Annotated in this window: 22 protein-coding genes; 3 read left to right on the top strand and 19 right to left on the bottom strand. The window is 68.8% G+C overall.

Features of this window, described 5'->3' with window-relative positions:
• From AB6A69_RS01630 to fabG, 19 genes are all read right to left on the bottom strand, one after another.
• Positions 1-888 carry a DUF2163 domain-containing protein gene (locus tag AB6A69_RS01630; protein ID WP_371059377.1) on the bottom strand — a complete coding sequence of 296 codons (888 nt, stop codon included), beginning with the start codon at positions 886-888 and terminating at the stop codon, positions 1-3.
• Positions 885-1,517 (bottom strand): TIGR02217 family protein, encoded by a 633-nt coding sequence (locus tag AB6A69_RS01625; protein ID WP_371059376.1) that lies wholly within the window; start codon positions 1,515-1,517, stop codon positions 885-887. Before AB6A69_RS01625 ends, AB6A69_RS01630 begins: the two co-directional genes overlap by 4 nt.
• A 9-nt stretch (positions 1,518-1,526) precedes the next feature.
• Positions 1,527-2,192 carry a phage tail tape measure protein gene (locus tag AB6A69_RS01620; protein WP_371036473.1) on the bottom strand — a complete coding sequence of 222 codons (666 nt, stop codon included), beginning with the start codon at positions 2,190-2,192 and terminating at the stop codon, positions 1,527-1,529.
• A 1-nt stretch (position 2,193) separates the two neighbouring features.
• The gene (locus tag AB6A69_RS01615) at positions 2,194-2,376 is read right to left on the bottom strand and encodes a rcc01693 family protein (protein WP_371059620.1); all 183 of its coding nucleotides are present in this window, start codon (positions 2,374-2,376) and stop codon (positions 2,194-2,196) included.
• Between the two features lie 8 nt (positions 2,377-2,384).
• Positions 2,385-2,708: a gene transfer agent family protein gene (locus tag AB6A69_RS01610; protein WP_371036474.1), complete on the bottom strand. Its 324-nt coding sequence runs from the start codon at positions 2,706-2,708 to the stop codon at positions 2,385-2,387.
• Between the two features lies 1 nt (position 2,709).
• On the bottom strand, positions 2,710-3,123 hold the full coding sequence (locus tag AB6A69_RS01605) for a phage major tail protein, TP901-1 family (protein WP_371059375.1): 414 nt from the start codon (positions 3,121-3,123) through the stop codon (positions 2,710-2,712).
• Between the two features lie 17 nt (positions 3,124-3,140).
• Entirely contained in the window at positions 3,141-3,551 is a 411-nt protein-coding gene (locus AB6A69_RS01600; protein WP_371036476.1) for a DUF3168 domain-containing protein, read from the bottom strand.
• Positions 3,548-3,886 carry a head-tail adaptor protein gene (locus tag AB6A69_RS01595; protein ID WP_371059374.1) on the bottom strand — a complete coding sequence of 113 codons (339 nt, stop codon included), beginning with the start codon at positions 3,884-3,886 and terminating at the stop codon, positions 3,548-3,550. The genes AB6A69_RS01600 and AB6A69_RS01595 overlap by 4 nt, the downstream gene beginning before the upstream one ends.
• On the bottom strand, positions 3,883-4,482 hold the full coding sequence (locus AB6A69_RS01590) for a head-tail connector protein (protein ID WP_371059373.1): 600 nt from the start codon (positions 4,480-4,482) through the stop codon (positions 3,883-3,885). The genes AB6A69_RS01595 and AB6A69_RS01590 overlap by 4 nt, the downstream gene beginning before the upstream one ends.
• 79 nt (positions 4,483-4,561) lie before the next feature.
• Positions 4,562-5,749 (bottom strand): phage major capsid protein, encoded by a 1,188-nt coding sequence (locus AB6A69_RS01585; RefSeq protein WP_371059372.1) that lies wholly within the window; start codon positions 5,747-5,749, stop codon positions 4,562-4,564.
• 51 nt (positions 5,750-5,800) lie between these two features.
• Entirely contained in the window at positions 5,801-6,352 is a 552-nt protein-coding gene (locus AB6A69_RS01580) for an HK97 family phage prohead protease (protein ID WP_371054882.1), read from the bottom strand.
• A 32-nt stretch (positions 6,353-6,384) separates the two neighbouring features.
• The gene (locus tag AB6A69_RS01575) at positions 6,385-6,615 is read right to left on the bottom strand and encodes a hypothetical protein (protein WP_371036481.1); all 231 of its coding nucleotides are present in this window, start codon (positions 6,613-6,615) and stop codon (positions 6,385-6,387) included.
• Positions 6,608-7,789, bottom strand: coding sequence for a phage portal protein (locus tag AB6A69_RS01570; protein ID WP_371059371.1), 1,182 nt, complete (start codon positions 7,787-7,789; stop codon positions 6,608-6,610). Before AB6A69_RS01570 ends, AB6A69_RS01575 begins: the two co-directional genes overlap by 8 nt.
• 271 nt (positions 7,790-8,060) lie before the next feature.
• Entirely contained in the window at positions 8,061-9,287 is a 1,227-nt protein-coding gene (locus tag AB6A69_RS01565; RefSeq protein WP_371059619.1) for a DNA-packaging protein, read from the bottom strand.
• Positions 9,288-9,342: 55 nt separating this feature from the next.
• Positions 9,343-9,684 (bottom strand): hypothetical protein, encoded by a 342-nt coding sequence (locus AB6A69_RS01560; protein WP_371054880.1) that lies wholly within the window; start codon positions 9,682-9,684, stop codon positions 9,343-9,345.
• A gap of 201 nt (positions 9,685-9,885) precedes the next feature.
• Entirely contained in the window at positions 9,886-11,055 is a 1,170-nt protein-coding gene (gene mltG / locus AB6A69_RS01555) for an endolytic transglycosylase MltG (RefSeq protein WP_371059370.1), read from the bottom strand.
• On the bottom strand, positions 11,055-12,314 hold the full coding sequence (fabF, locus tag AB6A69_RS01550) for a beta-ketoacyl-ACP synthase II (RefSeq protein WP_371059369.1): 1,260 nt from the start codon (positions 12,312-12,314) through the stop codon (positions 11,055-11,057). The genes mltG and fabF overlap by 1 nt, the downstream gene beginning before the upstream one ends.
• 171 nt (positions 12,315-12,485) lie before the next feature.
• Entirely contained in the window at positions 12,486-12,719 is a 234-nt protein-coding gene (locus AB6A69_RS01545; RefSeq protein WP_371036486.1) for an acyl carrier protein, read from the bottom strand.
• 208 nt (positions 12,720-12,927) lie between these two features.
• A complete protein-coding gene (gene fabG, locus AB6A69_RS01540; RefSeq protein WP_371059368.1) occupies positions 12,928-13,665 on the bottom strand; it encodes a 3-oxoacyl-[acyl-carrier-protein] reductase in 738 nt (245 codons plus the stop codon).
• 151 nt (positions 13,666-13,816) lie between these two features.
• Between fabG and AB6A69_RS01535 the strand changes: the two genes are divergently transcribed.
• From AB6A69_RS01535 to AB6A69_RS01525, 3 genes are all read left to right on the top strand, one after another.
• Positions 13,817-14,905: a glycosyltransferase gene (locus AB6A69_RS01535; protein ID WP_371059367.1), complete on the top strand. Its 1,089-nt coding sequence runs from the start codon at positions 13,817-13,819 to the stop codon at positions 14,903-14,905.
• A 308-nt stretch (positions 14,906-15,213) separates the two neighbouring features.
• Positions 15,214-16,023, top strand: coding sequence for a hypothetical protein (locus tag AB6A69_RS01530; RefSeq protein ID WP_371059366.1), 810 nt, complete (start codon positions 15,214-15,216; stop codon positions 16,021-16,023).
• Complete coding sequence (locus tag AB6A69_RS01525; protein WP_371059365.1) at positions 16,020-16,355, top strand: hypothetical protein; 336 nt, start codon at positions 16,020-16,022, stop codon at positions 16,353-16,355. Before AB6A69_RS01530 ends, AB6A69_RS01525 begins: the two co-directional genes overlap by 4 nt.

Raw genomic sequence — 16,355 nt, 5'->3', positions numbered from 1 at the left:
TCAGCGCCGGCTCCCGCCGCCGATGCTGCCCGACTGCGCGGCATGAACGAGCATCCAGTCCTCCTCGGGAATATCCGGAAAACCACGAAAGTTCAGAAGGTTGTCGAATTTCAGGCGACAGGTTTCCATGCGCTTGTCGCACCCCGCCTCGAGGCGCAGTCGCGTGCCCGCGCCGACGACGGCACGCAGCGGCTCCCAAAGCTCGATGACGCGCGCGGTCTCTTCGGCCGTGTCGCGCTTGATCGCGCCGGAAAGCCCCGCCGCGGGCCCGTCCAGCACCGTCAGCCGCCCGTGCGCGAACCAGCCCGGCGCGAAGCCGGGCAGCGGGGCAAGGCGGAAGACCCGCCCGCGGTCCGCCGAAACGGCCGCGGCCTCGTGGGCATACCCGGGCCTCGACAGGTCGAAGCGGCAGGCGGCATCGCCCAGGACGGCCGTGCAGGGCCGCTGGAAGACGCGCCCGAGCGGGCGGTTGAGCGCATCCGAAAGCCCCCGAACCTCGGCGCGGAAAGCGCCGTCGATCCGCCGGATCTCGCCGATATGCCCCCGGAAGACGAGATGGTGCGCCCGCGGATCCTGCCAGTCGACGATCCAGACCCGAAGCTCCGCGCCATCGTAGCGGCCCGCCTCGACGTCGGCCTCCGTGATCGCGGAATCCGACAGCGCGCCCAGCGCCTCGGTGTTGTCGACCGCAAGCCCGGTGCCCTGCTGAAGCGCCATGGCGCTCAGCCCGGTGTCGGGGCGGAACGCGATGCCCTCGAAGACGAGCGGACGGTCGTGATCGGTGAACCCCATCTCCACCCCGTCGGTGCGGATCAGCGCCCAGGCGCGCGCCAGCGTCGTGAGGCCGCCCTCGAGATGCGCGGCCAGGGTCGGGTTCATGTCGCTCATGTGCGGATCTCCACCACCGGCACGCGGGGCATTTCGCCGGCGCGGAAACTCGCCACGCCGGTCTGGATCGCGTCGGTGTCGAACCTGACCGGCACGTCGAACTCGAACCCCGCAGTGATCTCCATGCCCGCCGCCGGCGCGCGCTCCAGCGTCACGAGGCCGGTGGACGCATCGACTTCGAAATCGACGCCCTCGCGCAGCGCGTCGCCCTGCACCGCCACGCGGACGGTGCCGGAGACCGGCTTCTCGATCCGCCGCGTGTAGGCGCCCTCTCCGGACCGGTAGGTCTTGACGAGCTGCCAGGCCCGCGTCGCCCCGTCGCCCGCGCCAAGGTGCTGATCGTCCCGCGCGACAGGCCGGCTGGGGCGCGACGACTTGAAGTCCGCCCAGTCCTTCCAGCGAAACCCGTGCAGCCGCCCGCGCCGCGCCTCGAAGAACGCCACGAGCGTCTCGATGTCGTCGAGCGACCGCAGGCCCACGCCCGCGTCATAGCGCCGCCGCGACTGCGCCCAGGGCGTGTTGCGCTCCTCGAACCCGTTGGCGAGGGTCACCACGTCGGTGCGGCGCTCCGGCCCGCCCACCGATCCGAAGCTCAGGTTGCTTGGAAAGCGGATCTCGTGAAAGCCCATGGTCCCTCCTCAGCGGTAGCGCTGCCCGCGGGCGAGCGCACGGCCCATCTCGGCGGCGATCTGGCCTTGCGACCGGCGGAAGCCGTCGACGTCGGGGGTGGTGACGTTGACCACCACGGTGACGGGCCGCGCCGATCCCTGCCCGGAGCGCACACCGAGCCGCCCGTCGGCGCCCCGTGCGAGCGGCAGGATCGCCTCCGGTCCCGCCTCGCCCATCAGCCCGGTTCCGCCCCGCATGGGAAAGAGCGTGGGCCGGGTGACGATCCCGCCCTCGGCGAACGGCATCACCCGCCCTTGCGTGAAGCTGCCGCCCGACGCGAACCCGGAAAGCCCGCCGAACAGCCCGCCCACCGCGTCCGCGATCAGCCCGCCGAAATGATCGGTCACGGGCTTCACCGCGGCGCCGTAAGCCGTGGCGACGAGCGAGCGGCCCACCGCCTCCAGCGCCTCGGAGGCGCGCATCCCGTCCAGCACGATCCCGTCGATGGCCCGGCGTAGCCCCCGACCCAGCGACGACTCGAGCTCCGCCACGCCCTTGCCGGTGGCGCTGAACGTCTCGTGGATGCGCCTGAGTTCGGCGTCGAAGCCCGCCGCGAGGCCTGCCGCGGCGCCGAAACTCGCCTCGAGGGCGTCGATCTGGTCCTCGAGGCGCTCGGCCTCCTCGTAGTCAGCCATCTCAGTCTCCCATGTCGTCAGGAAACGCCGCGAGCAGCTCGTCGAGCCGCGCCCGCGGCATCGGCGCCACTCCCGCCTCCGGTCCCAGAAGCAGCCGCAATTCGGCCGGGGTCAGCGCCCAGACCTCGGCGGGCGCCAGCCCCAGCCCGCGCACGCCAGCCCGCAAGAGCCCCGGCCAGTCCATTCGCGCCGTCACGACGGCTCTCCGGGATCCATGAAGGCGCGCGCCAGAAGTTCGGCGGCCGCCCGCGCCGCCGCCCGCGGCCCGCCCGCGATCTCGGCGCGGGCAAGATCTGCGGCCGTCATGTCGGCGCCGCCTCCCCGCAGCCCCGCCGCAAGCAGCGCCAGCACGTCGCGCGCGGAAAAAATCCCCTCCTCGAAGCGCCGCACGAGATCGAGGAGCGATCCCGCCTCGAGCGCGGCCTCCAGCTCGGCCAGCGCCCCGAGGGTGAGCCGCATCACCCGCGCCTTGCCATCGATGACGAGTTCCACCTCGCCCGCCCAGGGATTGGCCATCTCAGAGCGCCGTGAACCGAAGGGCGCCCGCCGAGGCGAGGGAAAGCTCGTAGGTGGCTTCGCCGTTGTGGCTGCCCGCGTAGTCGAGCGCGGTCACCTGGAACGCCCCGTCCACCGTGCCGAAGCCCGGGATCACCACCTGGAAATCCGGCGTCTCCCCGTCGAAGAAGATCTGGCGGGCGCGCTCGTCGGTCGCCGCGTCGCGGAAAACGCCCGAACCCGAGATGGCGGCCGACTTGACCCCGGCGCCGGCCAGCAACTCGCGCCAGCCGCCCTGACTTTCCAGGCTGGTCACGTCCACCTGCTCGGCGTTGAAACTCACCCGCGTGGCCCGCAGCCCCGCGATGGTGTGGAACTGGCCGTCACCGGTCAGATCCACCTTGATCAGAAGATCCTTGCCGTTCTGCGCGGTCATGCGCGGTCCTCCTTCGGTCAGTCCTCGTCCACGCGGACGCGGAACACGAGATCGATGCGGCGATAGCGGCCGCGCTTTTCGCGCCGGGCCGCGGCGCGGCGGAACCGGAGCGAGACGAGATGCCCGCGCGCCAGCGAGAGCCCGGGCGCCAGAAGCGCGTCCGAGACCGCCGCGGCGGCCGCCTTCGCCGGGGCGAAGCCCCGCCCGTCCGAGACGACGGAGACGGTGACGTCGTGGTCCGCGCCACGCGCGGTGGCGTCCGACCGGTCGCGCACCGTCTCGTCGCCCAGAAGCACGAAGAGCGGCGGCAGCTTGCCCGGCGGCAACGCGTCGTAAACATGGCCGGCCACAAGCGCCGCGAGCGCCGGGTCGGCCGACAGGCGGCCATGAACCGCCTTCTGAAGATCGGGCGCGAGCGCGTAACTCATTGCGAAAGCTCCTCGTCGCAGACGCAGTCGAGATAGAGGCCGTGCGGGTCGGCCTCGGCCACCGCGAGGATCCGGAAACGCCGCTCGCCCTCTGCGAAGCGCTGGCCCGGCCGCGGACGGGCCGGATCGCCGGGGCGCGCCGCGCGCACGGTGACCCGGTAGGCGGACTGCGCCAGAGGCGCCGCCATGCCCGCCGCCTCGCGCGCCGCGCGCGGCGTGACCGCGGCCCAGAGCGTTCCGAGCGCGCTCCAGCCCGGGACGAAGCCACCGGCGCCGTCCGGCACCTCGCCCGGCGCCTCCAGCACCAGCGCCCGGTTCAGCCGCGGCGCGCTCACCGCCCCGCCCCGGCATGAAGCCGCAATGCGCGGTAACGCTCGATCAGGCTCGTCACGCCGAAGGGCATGCACCCCCCGCCGAGCGACGTCGCATCACGGTATTCGTAGTAATGCGCCGCGAGCAGCAGCACCGCCTGGCCGAGGTCGGCCGGCAACTCTCCCCAGGCCGCGGCGTAGCCCGCCTCAAAGCGCAGCACGGCGCTTTGCCCCCTAGGGATCGCCGGCAGCGCCCCACCCGCGGCGCGCAGCACCGGGCGATGCGCGTCCTCGGCCAGCCAGACCACGTCAAGCCCGCTTGCCGTTTCCGTGCCCGCCCGGTCGCGGAAGCCCAGCGAGACCAGCCTCGTCACCGGCGCCACGGGCAGTGGATGCGCATCGCGCGCAGCCCAGTCGTGCACCGTCAGCGCAAAGACGCGGCGGACGAGCGCCTTGGCCGTGCGCGCCTCGATCGCCGCGATGGCCGCCCGCAGGAAACTCCGCAGCACGGGCTCCTGAAGCGTCTCGGCGGAAAACCCCGTGCCAAGCCGCAGATGGGCCGTGAACTCCGTCACCGGCAGCGCGGCGTCGGGCACGCCGGCTTCATCGATCAGCATCATCCAACCTCTCCGACTGGTCCCCGGCCCCGGCCGCGCGCGTGGGCGCCGCCGGGACCGGCTCTGGCTTGCCGTCGCCGCGTCAGGACGCGGCGAAGCGCAGCAGCTTGATCGCGGCGAAGTCGGTCACGTCACCGCCCACGCGCTTCGTGGCGTAGAAGAGGACATGCGGCTTCGCGCTGAACGGGTCGCGCAGCACGCGCAGGTCCGGCCTTTCCACGACCGTGTATCCCGCGCGGAAGTCGCCGAAGGCGATGGCGTCCGAACCGCTGGCGATGTCGGGCATGTCCTCCGCGATCAGCACCGGGTAGCCCAGCAACCGCGCCGGCTCTGCCGCGGCGAGGCCGTCGGACCACAGGAAGCGCCCGTCATTGTCCTTGAGCTTGCGCACCGCGCCCGCCGTCTTCGAGTTCATCACGAAGCTCGCATTGGCCCGGTAGGGCGCGCCCAGCGCGTAGACGAGGTCCACCAGCGCCTCGGCGCCCGAGAACGCGCCGGTCGCGCCAGTGGGCACATAGCCCAGGCTGTCCCACGCCCAGCTGTCGTTCGCCACCGCCGGGTGGGTCAGGAACCCCGTGGGCTTGTCCGTCCCGTCGCCCGACACGAAGGCCGCAGCTTCGGCCCGGGCGAACTTCTCCGCGATGCGCCCGGCCAGCCAGCCCTCGATGTCGAAGGCCGCATCGTCGAGAAGACGCTGGCTGCATTTCGGCAGCGCCGAAAGTTCGTGAAGCGGGATCGAGATCCGGTCGACCGTGGGCGTCCCGGTCTCGGCCTGCGGGCCCGCCTCGCTGGCCCAGCCCGCGCCCGCCTCGCTGGTGTCGATCAGCACGTCATAGGCGCTGGCCTCGACCTCGACGACATTGGCGATCCGCCGGATGGAACCCGCGCCGCCCAGGACCGAACGGATCGTCGCCGCGGTTTCCGGGTCGATCAGGTAGCCCCCGTCGCCCGCCACCGCGGTCGACATCGCCTTTCCCTCGAATTCGAGTCCGCGCAGATGATCGTCGTCGCCCGTGCGCAGGTAGGCGGCGAAGGCCTTGCGGTGCGGGGCGTCGGTGTGATCGGCGCGCGAAAGCGCGGGGCGCGTCGTCGTCGCCGTGGCGAGCGTTGTCTTGCGGTCAAGCATGTCTAGCCGTTCTTCCTGTTGCTGAAGCCTTTGATGAATTCCTTCTCGGAACTCCCTGAAATCCTTTGTGAAACCCACCACTGCGCGCTTCACCTCCGCGACAGGCGCGATCTGCCCGCCCGGCGCGTCCTCCTGCGTTTCCATCCGGTTTCCTCTCGCTTGGCCGCGACCGCGGCGTGTTTTCGGGGGACGGGTTCAGTCGCCCGCCAGGCTGCGGCGCGCGGTCTCGAAGACCTGCGCCATCTCGCGAAGCGCGACCGCGCCCGCATCCTCCTTCGCCGCCACGCGGGCGCTCGGCAGCATCGGGAAGGTGACGAGCGACACCTCCCACAGCTCGATTTCCTCGAGCACACGGCGTCCCGCGGCGTCGCGGTGCGCGCGCTTCACGCGGTAGCCGATCGAAAGCCCCTCGATCGCGCCCGCCGCCAGCAGCGCGGCGGCCTCGCGGCCCCGGGCCACGGCCTCGAGAAGCCGGCCGCGCACACGCAAGCCCTTCTTGTCCTCGCGAACCTCGTCCCAGACCCCGATCGGCTCGCGCGGGTCATGCTGCCAGAGCATCCGTACCCGCCCGCCACCCGCGGCGAGGCGCGCCAGCGAGGCCGCGAAGGCGCCCTCGGCGACCACGTCGCCGCCCGTATCGCCGGCGCCGAAAAGACTTGCATAGCCCGCGATCACGGCGCCTTCGCCCAGCGAAAGCGTCTCGCCCGCGCGGCAGAACTTGCGCTCCAGTCCCGTTTCCATGTCCATCGCCCCATTCCTTCCCTGGCCTCCCGGCGCGCTCAGGGCGCGCCCTGCATCAGCGACTGCGCCGCCTGCGCGAGGATCATTCCCGCGATCCCGTAGACGGTCAGCCAGAGCCGCCGTTCCAGTCGTTCCACCATCTGCTCGATCCGCGCGAGCCGCGCCTCCAGCGTCTGGAACTGGAGCCGGACCATGGCCTCGTGCGCCTCGAGGCGCAGCGCGGGGGCACAGTCGAACGGCTCGAAACCGTAGCGTGCCCGCTCACTCATCCGTGGCCCCGTCCGGCTCGGCCGGCAGGCCGAGCAGCCGCCGCTTCTCGGCGTTCGTCAGGAACTCCGCGGCCGCGACCCGACGCCACTGCGCGTCTCGCTCGGCGGCAAGGGCGGGCACCTGGTCGAGGTCGGGACCGAGCTCAAGCACCGCACCCCCGAAACCCGAGAGCCAGTCAGCGATCTTGGCGGTCACCCGCTGGGCAAGCGGCAGGACGGTCAGCCTGTAGAACGCCCGGTTGGCCTCCTGGTAGTTGGCGTAGGTGGCGTCCCCCGGTATCCCGAGCAGCATCGGCGGCACCCCGAAGGCGAGCGCGATCTCCCGCGCCGCAGCTTCCTTGGTCTTCTGGAACTCCATGTCGGAGGGCGAAAACCCCATCGGTTTCCAGTCGAGTCCGCCTTCCAGAAGCATCGGCCGCCCGGCGTTCCGCGCCCCCTGGTGGTAGCGCTCCATCTCCGCCACGAGCCGGTCGTACTGCTCGGCGCCGAGCCCGCCTGCGCCATCCGCGCCGGTATAGACGATCGCGCCCGACGGCCGCGCCGCATTGTCGAGAAGCGCCTTCGACCAGCGCGAGGCGGAATTGTGCACGTCGATGGCCTGCGCCGCGGGTTGCAGCGGGGAAAGGCCGTAATGATCGTCCTGGGGGTGAAAGCTTTTCACGTGGCAGATCGGCGCGGGTGGCTCGTCCATGTGGAACCGGTGCTTCCGCCCGCCCACCGTGTAGTCGTAGGCGGCGGGCCAGCCGTCGGCCCCGGGCACGAGGCTCACCCGGTCCGAGCGCAGCACGTGCAGTTCCACCGGCCAGCCCTCGCCGCCCGCCACGGCCTCGAGATAGCCGTTTCCGGTGAGCAGAAGCTGGCCGTAGAGCGCCTCCAGAAGTTCGGCCCGCCCGTGCACGGGATTCGGCCGCGCGAGCAGCGTGAGAATGGGATGCGTCTCGTAGCGCCGCGCGCGGTCCTGAAGGACGAGGGGCAGCGCGGCCGCGGCCTCGGCGATCAGCTTGACGGCGCGAAAGCCTACCGGGTTTCCGGCAAAGCCCGTGCGGGTCAGCGTCGCGGTGTCGCGCGGGCTCCAGGCCACGCGGCCCGCGCTCGCCCAGGCAAGCACCGGTCCCGTGGCAGATGCCTTCTGCTCGGGGGCCTGCGACTCGGCGCGGCGGAAGGGAAAGACCATCTTTGGCGGCTCCTCGATCTTCGTCTGCGGCGGGCGCTCCGTCGCGCCCCGTGGCGTTGGGAAGGGGTATAGCTACCAAGGCGTTAACGACGCGGCAGCGAAGCGCACGGTGATGTGCGCGGCCCCGCAACAGGCACGATCGACCGTCTTCAGCCTTCGCCCGGCGGGCGGCCGCGCATCCCCGCGATACCGCCCGCGTGTGCCGCGAGGGGCCGGCATGCCCTCCCCTTGCGCAGGCGGCCCGCCCGCGGCGTTCAGCCTCGCGCCTGTCTCAAAGTTCCCGCATGCGCGGCCGGCGCCAGCCCGCCGCCGGCAGGATCATCAGTTCGTGGAGCGCCCAGACGAGCGCGTCCACGCGGTCTGGGCTGCCCGAACCCTCGAAGCCATGCGCCGTCATGCGGCACATCTCGTCCTCGAGTACGGAGAGCCCGCGCAGGTGCCGCACCCTCCCCTGTTCGTAAAGCGCCGCGACGGGCTCGGCGCGGGCCACCTTGCCGCGCGTCGCGTGAACGCTGCGGATCGGCACCAGCGGGTCGACCTGTCGGATGACCGCCTCGACCATCGCGCCGCCCTGGTTCACCTCCGCCACGAGACGCTCGGCCCGCCACCGCTCCATCGCGGCGACGGCCGCCTTCGCCCACGCCGAGGGGCTCGCGGCCTCGACGCTTGCGTCCTCCAGCACCACGGCGCGCCAGTCCGCCACCGGCCCGCGCGTCACCGCGCCGGCCACGACGATGCCGCAGGCGTCGCTGCCCGCATGGCCGGTGGCCGGCGGGTCCACGGCGACCACGATCCGGTCGAGCTCGGGCGCCGCGTCGAGCTGCATGCCCGCCAGCGCGGCCGACGTCCAGAGCGCCCCCTCGGCATCGTCCAGAAGCACGCCGTCGAGTTCCTGGCGCCCAAGCCGGGTGCCGTCGTAGCGCGCCCGCACCTCGGCAAGGAAGCTCTCGGCGAGGTTCGCGCGGTTCGCTTCCGTCGCCGCGCGTGTGACCACGGTCGTCGGCGCATCGAGCAGGCGTTTCAGAACGGCGACATTGCGGGGTGTCGTCGTCACGCACAGCCGCGGATCGTCGCCGAGGCGCAGCGCGAACTGCAACATGTCCCAGGCGGCCTCGCCGCGGGGCCACTTGGCAAGCTCGTCGGCCCAGGCCGCGTCGAACTGCGGGCCGCGAAGCGCCTCGGGATCCGACGCCGAGTAGAGCTGCGCGGCCGCGCCGTTCGGCCAGACGAGGCGGCGCTTGCTCACCTGCCATTCCGGGCGACGGTCGGGCGGGGAGCAGGCCACGATCCCGCTTTCGCCAAGAACCATGACGTCGCGCGCCTGGTCATAGGTCTCCCCCACAAGCGCCACGCGCCGCGCCCGGCCCTCGTCGAGCGGGCGCGGCCCCTCGACCTGCGCGCGCACCCACTCCGCGCCCGCACGCGTCTTGCCCGCGCCCCGTCCGCCCAGCACCACCCAGGCCCGCCAGTCGCCCCCTGGGGGAAGCTGATGGTCCATGGCCCAGAACTCGAAAAGGTAGGGAAGCGCCAGAAGCGGCCCGTCAGCCAGCGCATCAAGAAACGTCCTCCGCGTCTCGCGCCCGGCGCAGGCGATCCAGTCGAGCGGCGATTTCGCTTCGGGCGGCGTCGAGGTCGAGGGCGTATCCGCCGCGGGCGATGCCGGCGCGGTTTCTTTGTCGTGTGGCAAGGAGCATCTCCGCTTCGATGGCAAGGCGGATCCACTGCTTGATCGAAGAGACCGCCTTTCCCGTTTCGCGCGCCTCGACGAGATCGCCAGAGGCAAGACTTGCCTGGAAGTCTTCGAGATCGTGGCGCATTTCGCGAAGTTGGCGGGCAATGCTGACGATCTCCTCGTCCAGCGGGGAGGTGTCCTCCGCCTCGGTCTTCAGGATCATGTCGGTGATCGGCCTTTCATGGGAACGTCCCGCCGTCGGCACGAAAAAGGCGGCCGCGGGGTCATCCCCCGGGCCGCCCGCATTGCCGTCAGCGTGGCACAACTTATAGGCGAGAGCGGCCCGGGAGTCAACCGGGTTGCGCAACGGAGCACCGGGTAAGCGCCCGGTTCCCTTAACAAAATCCTGCCCGCAGAGACCGCGTTACTGGTTGTCCTGGTCCGGCTCGGCCGCCCGTTCCGCCTCGATCTCGCGCCAGCGCGCGACATTGCGATTATGCTCGGCCAGCGTCTCGGCGAAGGCGTGTCCACCGGTGCCGTCGGCCACGAAGAAGATGTAGGGCGTGGCGTCGGGGTTCACCGCGGCCTCGATGCTCGCGCGGCCCGGATTGGCGATAGGCGTGGGCGGAAGCCCCTCGATGACATACGTGTTGTAGGGAGTCGCCCCGCGAAGCTCGCTTTGACGAAGTCCGCGCCCCAGCACGCCCCGGCCCTCGGTAACGCCATAGATCACGGTGGGGTCGGTCTGCAGGCGCATCCCCTCACGAAGACGGTTGACGAAGACGCTGGCGACCTGGCGCCGCTCCTCGGGCACGCCGGTTTCCTTCTCGATGATGGAGGCGAGGATGAGCGCCTCCTCCGGCGACTCGAGCGGCAGATCGGGCTGGCGATTCTCCCATGCGGCCGCGAGGATCACCCGCTGCGCCTGCTGCATCCTGTCGATCAGGGCCTGCCGGCTATCGCCGGGCACGACCTCGTAGCTGTCGGGCGCAAGGCTGCCCTCCGCTGGCAGATCGACCTCGCCGTCCAGGATCTCCACGTCGCGCAGCGCCTCGGCGACCTGCCAGCTCGTCACGCCCTCGGCCAGCGCGATGCGAAAGCGGGTGTCGGGCTTCGCCATCGCCTCGGCGACCGCATCGGGCGCCTCGCCCGTCCCGAGCAGGTATTCCGCCTGCTGCTCGTAGCGGCCGCTTGCCGGGTCGAGTTCGCGCAGTTCCGTCTGTGTCTGGGTCACGCCCACGCGGTAGACGATCTCGGTGCCGCAGGTGGACGCCCCGCCCCGGGTCACGATGTCCGCGATCTCCTGCATCGATGCATGCACGGGCACGAGGTAGCTGCCGAATTTGAGCGCCTCGGACTTGCCCGCGTAGTCCATTCCGATCCGGAAGAGGGCCGCGCTCTCGATGGCGCCCTCGGCGGCGAGATCCTCCGATACGTCGCGGATGTTGGCGCCCCGCTCGACCCGCAGGCAGATCGGCTCGGAGAGCGGTCCCTCCGAAACGTATTGCCGCTGGCCCCAGAGAATGGCGCCGGCAGCAAGAAACAGCGCCAGCGCGAGGATCGTCAGGGCGTTCGACGCAAGGCTGCGCCACATCAGGCGAGGTTCCTGAAAAGCACGCTCGCGTTGGTTCCGCCGAAGCCGAAGGAATTCGACAGCGCCACGTTGATCTCGCGCTCGCGCTTCGCGTTGGGCGCGAGGTCCACCGCCGTCTCCACGGCCGGATCGTCGAGGTTGATCGTCGGCGGCGCCACCTGGTCACGGATCGCGAGGATCGAGAAGATCGCCTCGATGGCGCCCGCGGCACCGAGAAGATGCCCGGTCATCGACTTGGTGGACGACATGGTGACCTTGGACGCGGCGTTGCCCATCATCCGCTCCACCGCGCCCAGTTCGATCACGTCGGCCATGGTCGAGGTGCCGTGGGCGTTGATGTAGTCGATGTCCGACGGCGCCAGACCGGCCTTGTCGAGCGCGGCGCGCATGCAGCGCTCCGCCCCGTCGCCGTCTTCGGAGGGCGCTGTGATGTGATAGGCGTCGCCCGAAAGGCCGTAACCGATCACCTCGGCGTAGATCCGCGCCCCGCGCGCCTTCGCGTGCTCGTAATCCTCCAGCACGACGATCCCGGCCCCCTCGCCCATGACGAAGCCGTCCCGGTCCGCGTCGTAGGGGCGGCTCGCCGTTTCCGGCGCGTCGCCACGCTTCGTGGAAAGCGCCTTGCAGGCGTTGAATCCCGCGATGCCGATCTCGCTGATCGCGGCCTCGGCCCCGCCCGCCACCATGATGTCCGCGTCGCCGTCGCGGATCAGCCGCGCCGCGTCGCCGATGGCGTGCGCGCCGGTCGAACAGGCGGTGACCACGGCATGGTTCGGCCCCTTGAAGCCGTAGCGGATGCTCACCTGACCCGAGATCAGGTTGATGAGGGAGCCGGGAATGAAGAAGGGCGACACGCGCCGCGCGCCCTTGTCGCGGATCAGGTATGCCGTCTCGGCAATGGAGTTGAGCCCGCCGATTCCCGACCCGATCATCACGCCGGTGCGCAGCTTCTCCGCCTCCGACGGGGTGGTCCAGCCGGCGTCCTCGACCGCCTGTTGCGCGGCGGCGAGACCGAAGACGATGAACTCGTCGATCTTGCGTCGCTCCTTCGGCGCGACCCAGTCATCGGGGTTGAAGCTGCCGTCGGAGCCGTCGCCGTAAGGCACCTCGCACGCGTAGGTCGTGGCAAGATGGCTCGCATCGAACTTGCTGATCGTGCCCGCGCCCGACCGGCCCTCCAGCAGGCGCCGCCATGTCGTTTCGACGCCGCAGCCGAGCGGCGTCACAAGTCCCAGCCCCGTCACCACGACACGTCGCATGCCCGGCCCCCGTCTTGTTCCCGTTTTTTACTCGCCGCTCATTAGCGCGGCTCGCCCGCGTTCGGCAAGAGCGCCGCACCCGGCGTCGGCGGCGCGGCGCAGGCCCGCCCAAAAGCAAGAACGGCGCCCAGGGTCTCCCGGACGCCGCCCGCAATCATCCCGAGGCTGCCCTTACTGGGCGTCCTGAATGAACTTCACCGCATCGCCGAAGGTCTGGATGTTCTCGGCGGCGTCGTCCGGGATCTCAATGCCGAACTCCTCTTCGAAGGCCATGACGAGCTCGACAGTGTCGAGGCTGTCCGCGCCGAGATCGTCGATGAAGGACGCATTGTCGGCGACCTTGTCCTCCTCCACGCCGAGATGTTCCACGACGATCTTCTTCACGCGATCCGCGATGTCGCTCATGTCAAATCCTCATTGTCTTTCCGGGGCTTCGCCCCTGATTTGCCCTCGCCCATTGCGGACGCTCGGTTTCAACTGCCCCTGAGGGCGGCTCCTGCTCCCGCCTCGGGCGGGCTGGCGGGACATGCCCGCAGGCCCCCCGCCGAAATCCTGCGCGCCTATAGCACAGGCGCGGGGAATGGCAAACGCTTTCGCCCGCCCCGCGCGGCGCTCACAACATGGCCATGCCGCCATTGACGTGCAAGGTCGCGCCGGTAACGTATCCTGCCTCCTCGCTCGAAAGGTAAACCACCGCCGCCGCCACCTCGCGCGCCGACCCCATGCGTCCCATCGGCACGCGGGTCAGCAGCCCCGACCGCTGATCCTCGGTCAGCTTTTCCGTCATCGCCGTGGTGATGAAACCCGGCGCGACGACATTGGCGGTGATGTCGCGGCTCGCCACCTCGTGGGCGATCGACTTCGTCAGCCCCACCAGGCCCGCCTTCGCCGCGGCGTAATTGGCCTGGCCCAGGTTGCCGATGGCCCCCACTACCGAGCCCACCGAGACGATGCGGCCCCAGCGCGCCTTCATCATGCCGCGCATGACACCGCGGCAAAGCCGCATCGCGGCAGTCAGGTTGACCTCGAGCACCCGCGCCCATTCCTCGTCGGACATGCGCATGAAAAGGTTGTCGGCGGTGATGCCCGCGTTGTTCACGAGGATGTCCACCGAGCCCATCGCCTCGGCCGCGCGCTTCGGCAGCGCGTCCACCGCCGCGGGGTCGGAGAGGTCGCAGGTCAGCACATGCGCCCGCGCGCCCAACTCCTCGGCGAGCGCCGCAAGAGGCGCCTCCCGCGTTCCCGAAAGCCCCACCGTGGCCCCCGCGTCGTGCATCGCGCGCGCGATCTCGCCGCCAATACCGCCCGAGGCGCCCGTGATGAGCGCCGTCTTTCCCGTCAGATCGAACATGCCCGCCTCCCAGCAAAAAACACACCGCCCACCCGGCGATCCGATCCCGGAGCCTTAACCGAGGGCGCGGGCGCGCGGCAAGACGGTGCGCGCGACTTGCAACCCGCGCGGCCGGGCGGTATCGCGCAGCCAAGCCATCCGGACCGTGCACATGCCGCGCCCCCTTCGCATCGTCGTCTATGTCCGCGCCGTTTCGGGCGGCGCCGGCAAGAACGCGGTGAAATACGCGAACATCCTCGCCGAGGCGGGGCACGAGGTCACGCTGGCGACCGGCCGCGCGCCCCAGGCGGACCAGTTCGGGCTGCGCCGCGATCTCGTCCGCCTGGAGGTCCTGAACGTGCGCCGCAACATCCAGGTGGGGCCGCGGCTTCGCAGGGTCATCGAGGCCGCGCGCCCCGATATCTGCCTTGTGGTGGACATGGCGAACATGCTGGGCTTGCGGCTCGCCCTGCGCGGCGTGGACCCGCAACCGCGCGTGATCCTGCGCGAGGCGCATTACACGTGGGAGCGCAACCGAATGCGGTTCTGGCCCGTGCGCGCCTACAAAGCGAATCTGTTCCGCAAGGGCTACGCCCGCGCCGATCACGTGATCGCGCTTACCGACAGCATGGCCGAGCAGATCGCCGAGAAGTGGGGCGTGCCGCGCGAGCGGATCACCGTGATCCGCAACGCGGTCGACGTGCCCGACGCCCCGCCCGAGCGCCTGCCGCCGGACGGCCCGCCGACGATCCTGTGCGTCGCGCGGCTGACGAAGCAGAAGAACGTGGGCCTCCTGCTCGACGCCTTCGCACGGCTGCGCCGCACGCGCGACGCGCGGCTGCGGATCGCCGGCGACGGCAAGCTGCGGGAACAGCTCGAACGCCAGGCCCGACGGTTGGGCATCGCCCAGGACGTCACCTTTCTCGGCCACGTCTCCGACGTGGACTCCGAATATCGACGCGCCGACCTGACGGTTCTGCCCTCCCGCTGGGAGGGATTTCCGAACGTCATCATCGAATCGCTCGCCCACGGCACGCCGGTCGTCGCCACCGACACGCCCGGCGCGGTGGAAGTGCTCGAAGGCTCGGGCTGCGGGCGGATCGCACGGATGGACGACGCCGACGACCTCGCCCGCAAGATGCAGAACGCCCTCGACACCTCGTTTTCGCCCCAGACGCTTCACGCGTTCGCGAAGAAGCACTCTGTCGACGTTCTGCGCGACCGTGTCATCTCTTTATTAGGTACAGCAAATCGCAGGTAGCCACAAAGCACCCCAAAGCGCACACATTGCGGCCCCGCAAGCCTGCCATCAACCGTCTGCCCCTCCGTGATCAAGTCAACTAGGGAGAAGCATCTTCTTAAATCCGCAAAACCCAGCCACGAAATTGAAACTCCAAAAAATGCTAAATCTCGCCAGAGTACGTTATGAGACCTAACGTCAAGCAACCGATACCTGTGTTCTTCTTATACACGGGCAGTTCAAGACGACTTGGGTCGACCCAAATGCGCTGCTTTCAGCTAAACGAGATTATGCGTCTCCATGGGTCTGGTCGGTTCACATTTAATATCATGCGCGTCCCCAAATTTCCACTTCAGTCAGCAGAGTATATTTGGGTAAAGACCCGTCCAGCCGGAGCGATTTTCATTTTCGTCAAGGACTCCATTGATCGCCTGAGTCCAAGTGGACGTGAACTTTTACGCGGCAAAGCCTTGATGATCGCACATGATCCTATCGATCGGCCGATCACGGAAACTCCTTTCAGCCATGTAGACCTACATATTGCAAGCTCCCTTGCCCAAAAAAATGCCCTCGACAACTACCTGCTCGCCTCGGACGCCCGCGGCGCACGCTGCGGGCTCCTGCTCCACCAGCCCGATAACCGCTTGCCGGAAAACCCGAGCACTCCCACAGATCGGTTAAGGCCAGCCTACTTCGGGGATCCAAAAAATGCTCACCTTCCCGAACTGATTGCGGAACGTGTTCAGGTAGTCGACGTAGGCCTCTATCCGGCCATGACCGAACGACTATCCCTTTTTGGACAGGCAAACTTTCATTATGCAATCCGGCCGCAAGCCCAAACGGCGAACACTCAGGTCTTCAAACCTTTGACAAAAGCGGTAACGGCAGCCCGTTGTTGTGTACCGGTATTGGTTAATCGTGCCGCCCACGACGCGGAAGCACTTTTGGGCTCAGATTACCCATATCTCGTGGACAAAATAGACTCAGACAGTGTACGAAGCGCCCTCGAGGCAGCACAAATGGCATTCGGAGGGAAACAATGGCAGAGGGCGCTCGATCGCATGCGCTACCTTGCATCGTTAATTAGCCCGAAACGAACGGCACGTGATCTCGAACAGCTATTGGACATAATTGAATGATAAAAATCTCTAAACTGCTTTCTTCGCTTAAATTTCAGCGAGTGAATAGAGTGTTGCATGATGCAGGGTTTCCTACAATTTCTGGGCAGCACTATCTAGCTACACTTTCAGAAATAGTCGAAGCAAAAAATGCAAAATGGTATCTCGAAATTGGAAGCAGGAGCGGGAAATCTTTATCAAAAATTGGCTGTAATTATATTGCAATTGATCCAGAGTTTGGGATTTCGAACCCCGTTTTCCGGGAAGCTGAAGAAATGCACTTCTTTCAGATGACAAGCGACGAATTTTTTCCAGGAATTGTCTTCGCCGCATCGAGGCCAAACCTGATATAG

The organism is Rhodosalinus sp. 5P4, from assembly GCF_041365695.1.
GTDB lineage: Bacteria > Pseudomonadota > Alphaproteobacteria > Rhodobacterales > Rhodobacteraceae > Rhodosalinus.
This window is presented reverse-complemented; position numbering and strand designations above follow the sequence as displayed.

What these genes read in the sequence shown, in the direction of transcription:
- AB6A69_RS01560 (WP_371054880.1), bottom strand. Translation starts at nt 9,684, where the DNA reads ATGATCCTGAAGACCGAGGCGGAGGACACCTCCCCGCTGGACGAGGAG.
- fabF (WP_371059369.1), bottom strand. Translation starts at nt 12,314, where the DNA reads ATGCGACGTGTCGTGGTGACGGGGCTGGGACTTGTGACGCCGCTCGGC.
- AB6A69_RS01610 (WP_371036474.1), bottom strand. Translation starts at nt 2,708, where the DNA reads ATGGCCAATCCCTGGGCGGGCGAGGTGGAACTCGTCATCGATGGCAAG.
- AB6A69_RS01530 (WP_371059366.1), top strand. Translation starts at nt 15,214, where the DNA reads ATGCGCGTCCCCAAATTTCCACTTCAGTCAGCAGAGTATATTTGGGTA.
- AB6A69_RS01605 (WP_371059375.1), bottom strand. Translation starts at nt 3,123, where the DNA reads ATGACCGCGCAGAACGGCAAGGATCTTCTGATCAAGGTGGATCTGACC.
- AB6A69_RS01620 (WP_371036473.1), bottom strand. Translation starts at nt 2,192, where the DNA reads ATGGCTGACTACGAGGAGGCCGAGCGCCTCGAGGACCAGATCGACGCC.
- AB6A69_RS01600 (WP_371036476.1), bottom strand. Translation starts at nt 3,551, where the DNA reads ATGAGTTACGCGCTCGCGCCCGATCTTCAGAAGGCGGTTCATGGCCGC.
- AB6A69_RS01630 (WP_371059377.1), bottom strand. Translation starts at nt 888, where the DNA reads ATGAGCGACATGAACCCGACCCTGGCCGCGCATCTCGAGGGCGGCCTC.
- AB6A69_RS01545 (WP_371036486.1), bottom strand. Translation starts at nt 12,719, where the DNA reads ATGAGCGACATCGCGGATCGCGTGAAGAAGATCGTCGTGGAACATCTC.
- AB6A69_RS01570 (WP_371059371.1), bottom strand. Translation starts at nt 7,789, where the DNA reads ATGGTCTTTCCCTTCCGCCGCGCCGAGTCGCAGGCCCCCGAGCAGAAG.
- AB6A69_RS01565 (WP_371059619.1), bottom strand. Translation starts at nt 9,287, where the DNA reads ATGGACCATCAGCTTCCCCCAGGGGGCGACTGGCGGGCCTGGGTGGTG.
- mltG (WP_371059370.1), bottom strand. Translation starts at nt 11,055, where the DNA reads ATGTGGCGCAGCCTTGCGTCGAACGCCCTGACGATCCTCGCGCTGGCG.
- fabG (WP_371059368.1), bottom strand. Translation starts at nt 13,665, where the DNA reads ATGTTCGATCTGACGGGAAAGACGGCGCTCATCACGGGCGCCTCGGGC.
- AB6A69_RS01535 (WP_371059367.1), top strand. Translation starts at nt 13,817, where the DNA reads ATGCCGCGCCCCCTTCGCATCGTCGTCTATGTCCGCGCCGTTTCGGGC.
- AB6A69_RS01625 (WP_371059376.1), bottom strand. Translation starts at nt 1,517, where the DNA reads ATGGGCTTTCACGAGATCCGCTTTCCAAGCAACCTGAGCTTCGGATCG.
- AB6A69_RS01525 (WP_371059365.1), top strand. Translation starts at nt 16,020, where the DNA reads ATGATAAAAATCTCTAAACTGCTTTCTTCGCTTAAATTTCAGCGAGTG.
- AB6A69_RS01590 (WP_371059373.1), bottom strand. Translation starts at nt 4,482, where the DNA reads ATGATGCTGATCGATGAAGCCGGCGTGCCCGACGCCGCGCTGCCGGTG.
- AB6A69_RS01585 (WP_371059372.1), bottom strand. Translation starts at nt 5,749, where the DNA reads ATGGAAACGCAGGAGGACGCGCCGGGCGGGCAGATCGCGCCTGTCGCG.
- AB6A69_RS01580 (WP_371054882.1), bottom strand. Translation starts at nt 6,352, where the DNA reads ATGGACATGGAAACGGGACTGGAGCGCAAGTTCTGCCGCGCGGGCGAG.
- AB6A69_RS01575 (WP_371036481.1), bottom strand. Translation starts at nt 6,615, where the DNA reads ATGAGTGAGCGGGCACGCTACGGTTTCGAGCCGTTCGACTGTGCCCCC.
- AB6A69_RS01615 (WP_371059620.1), bottom strand. Translation starts at nt 2,376, where the DNA reads ATGGACTGGCCGGGGCTCTTGCGGGCTGGCGTGCGCGGGCTGGGGCTG.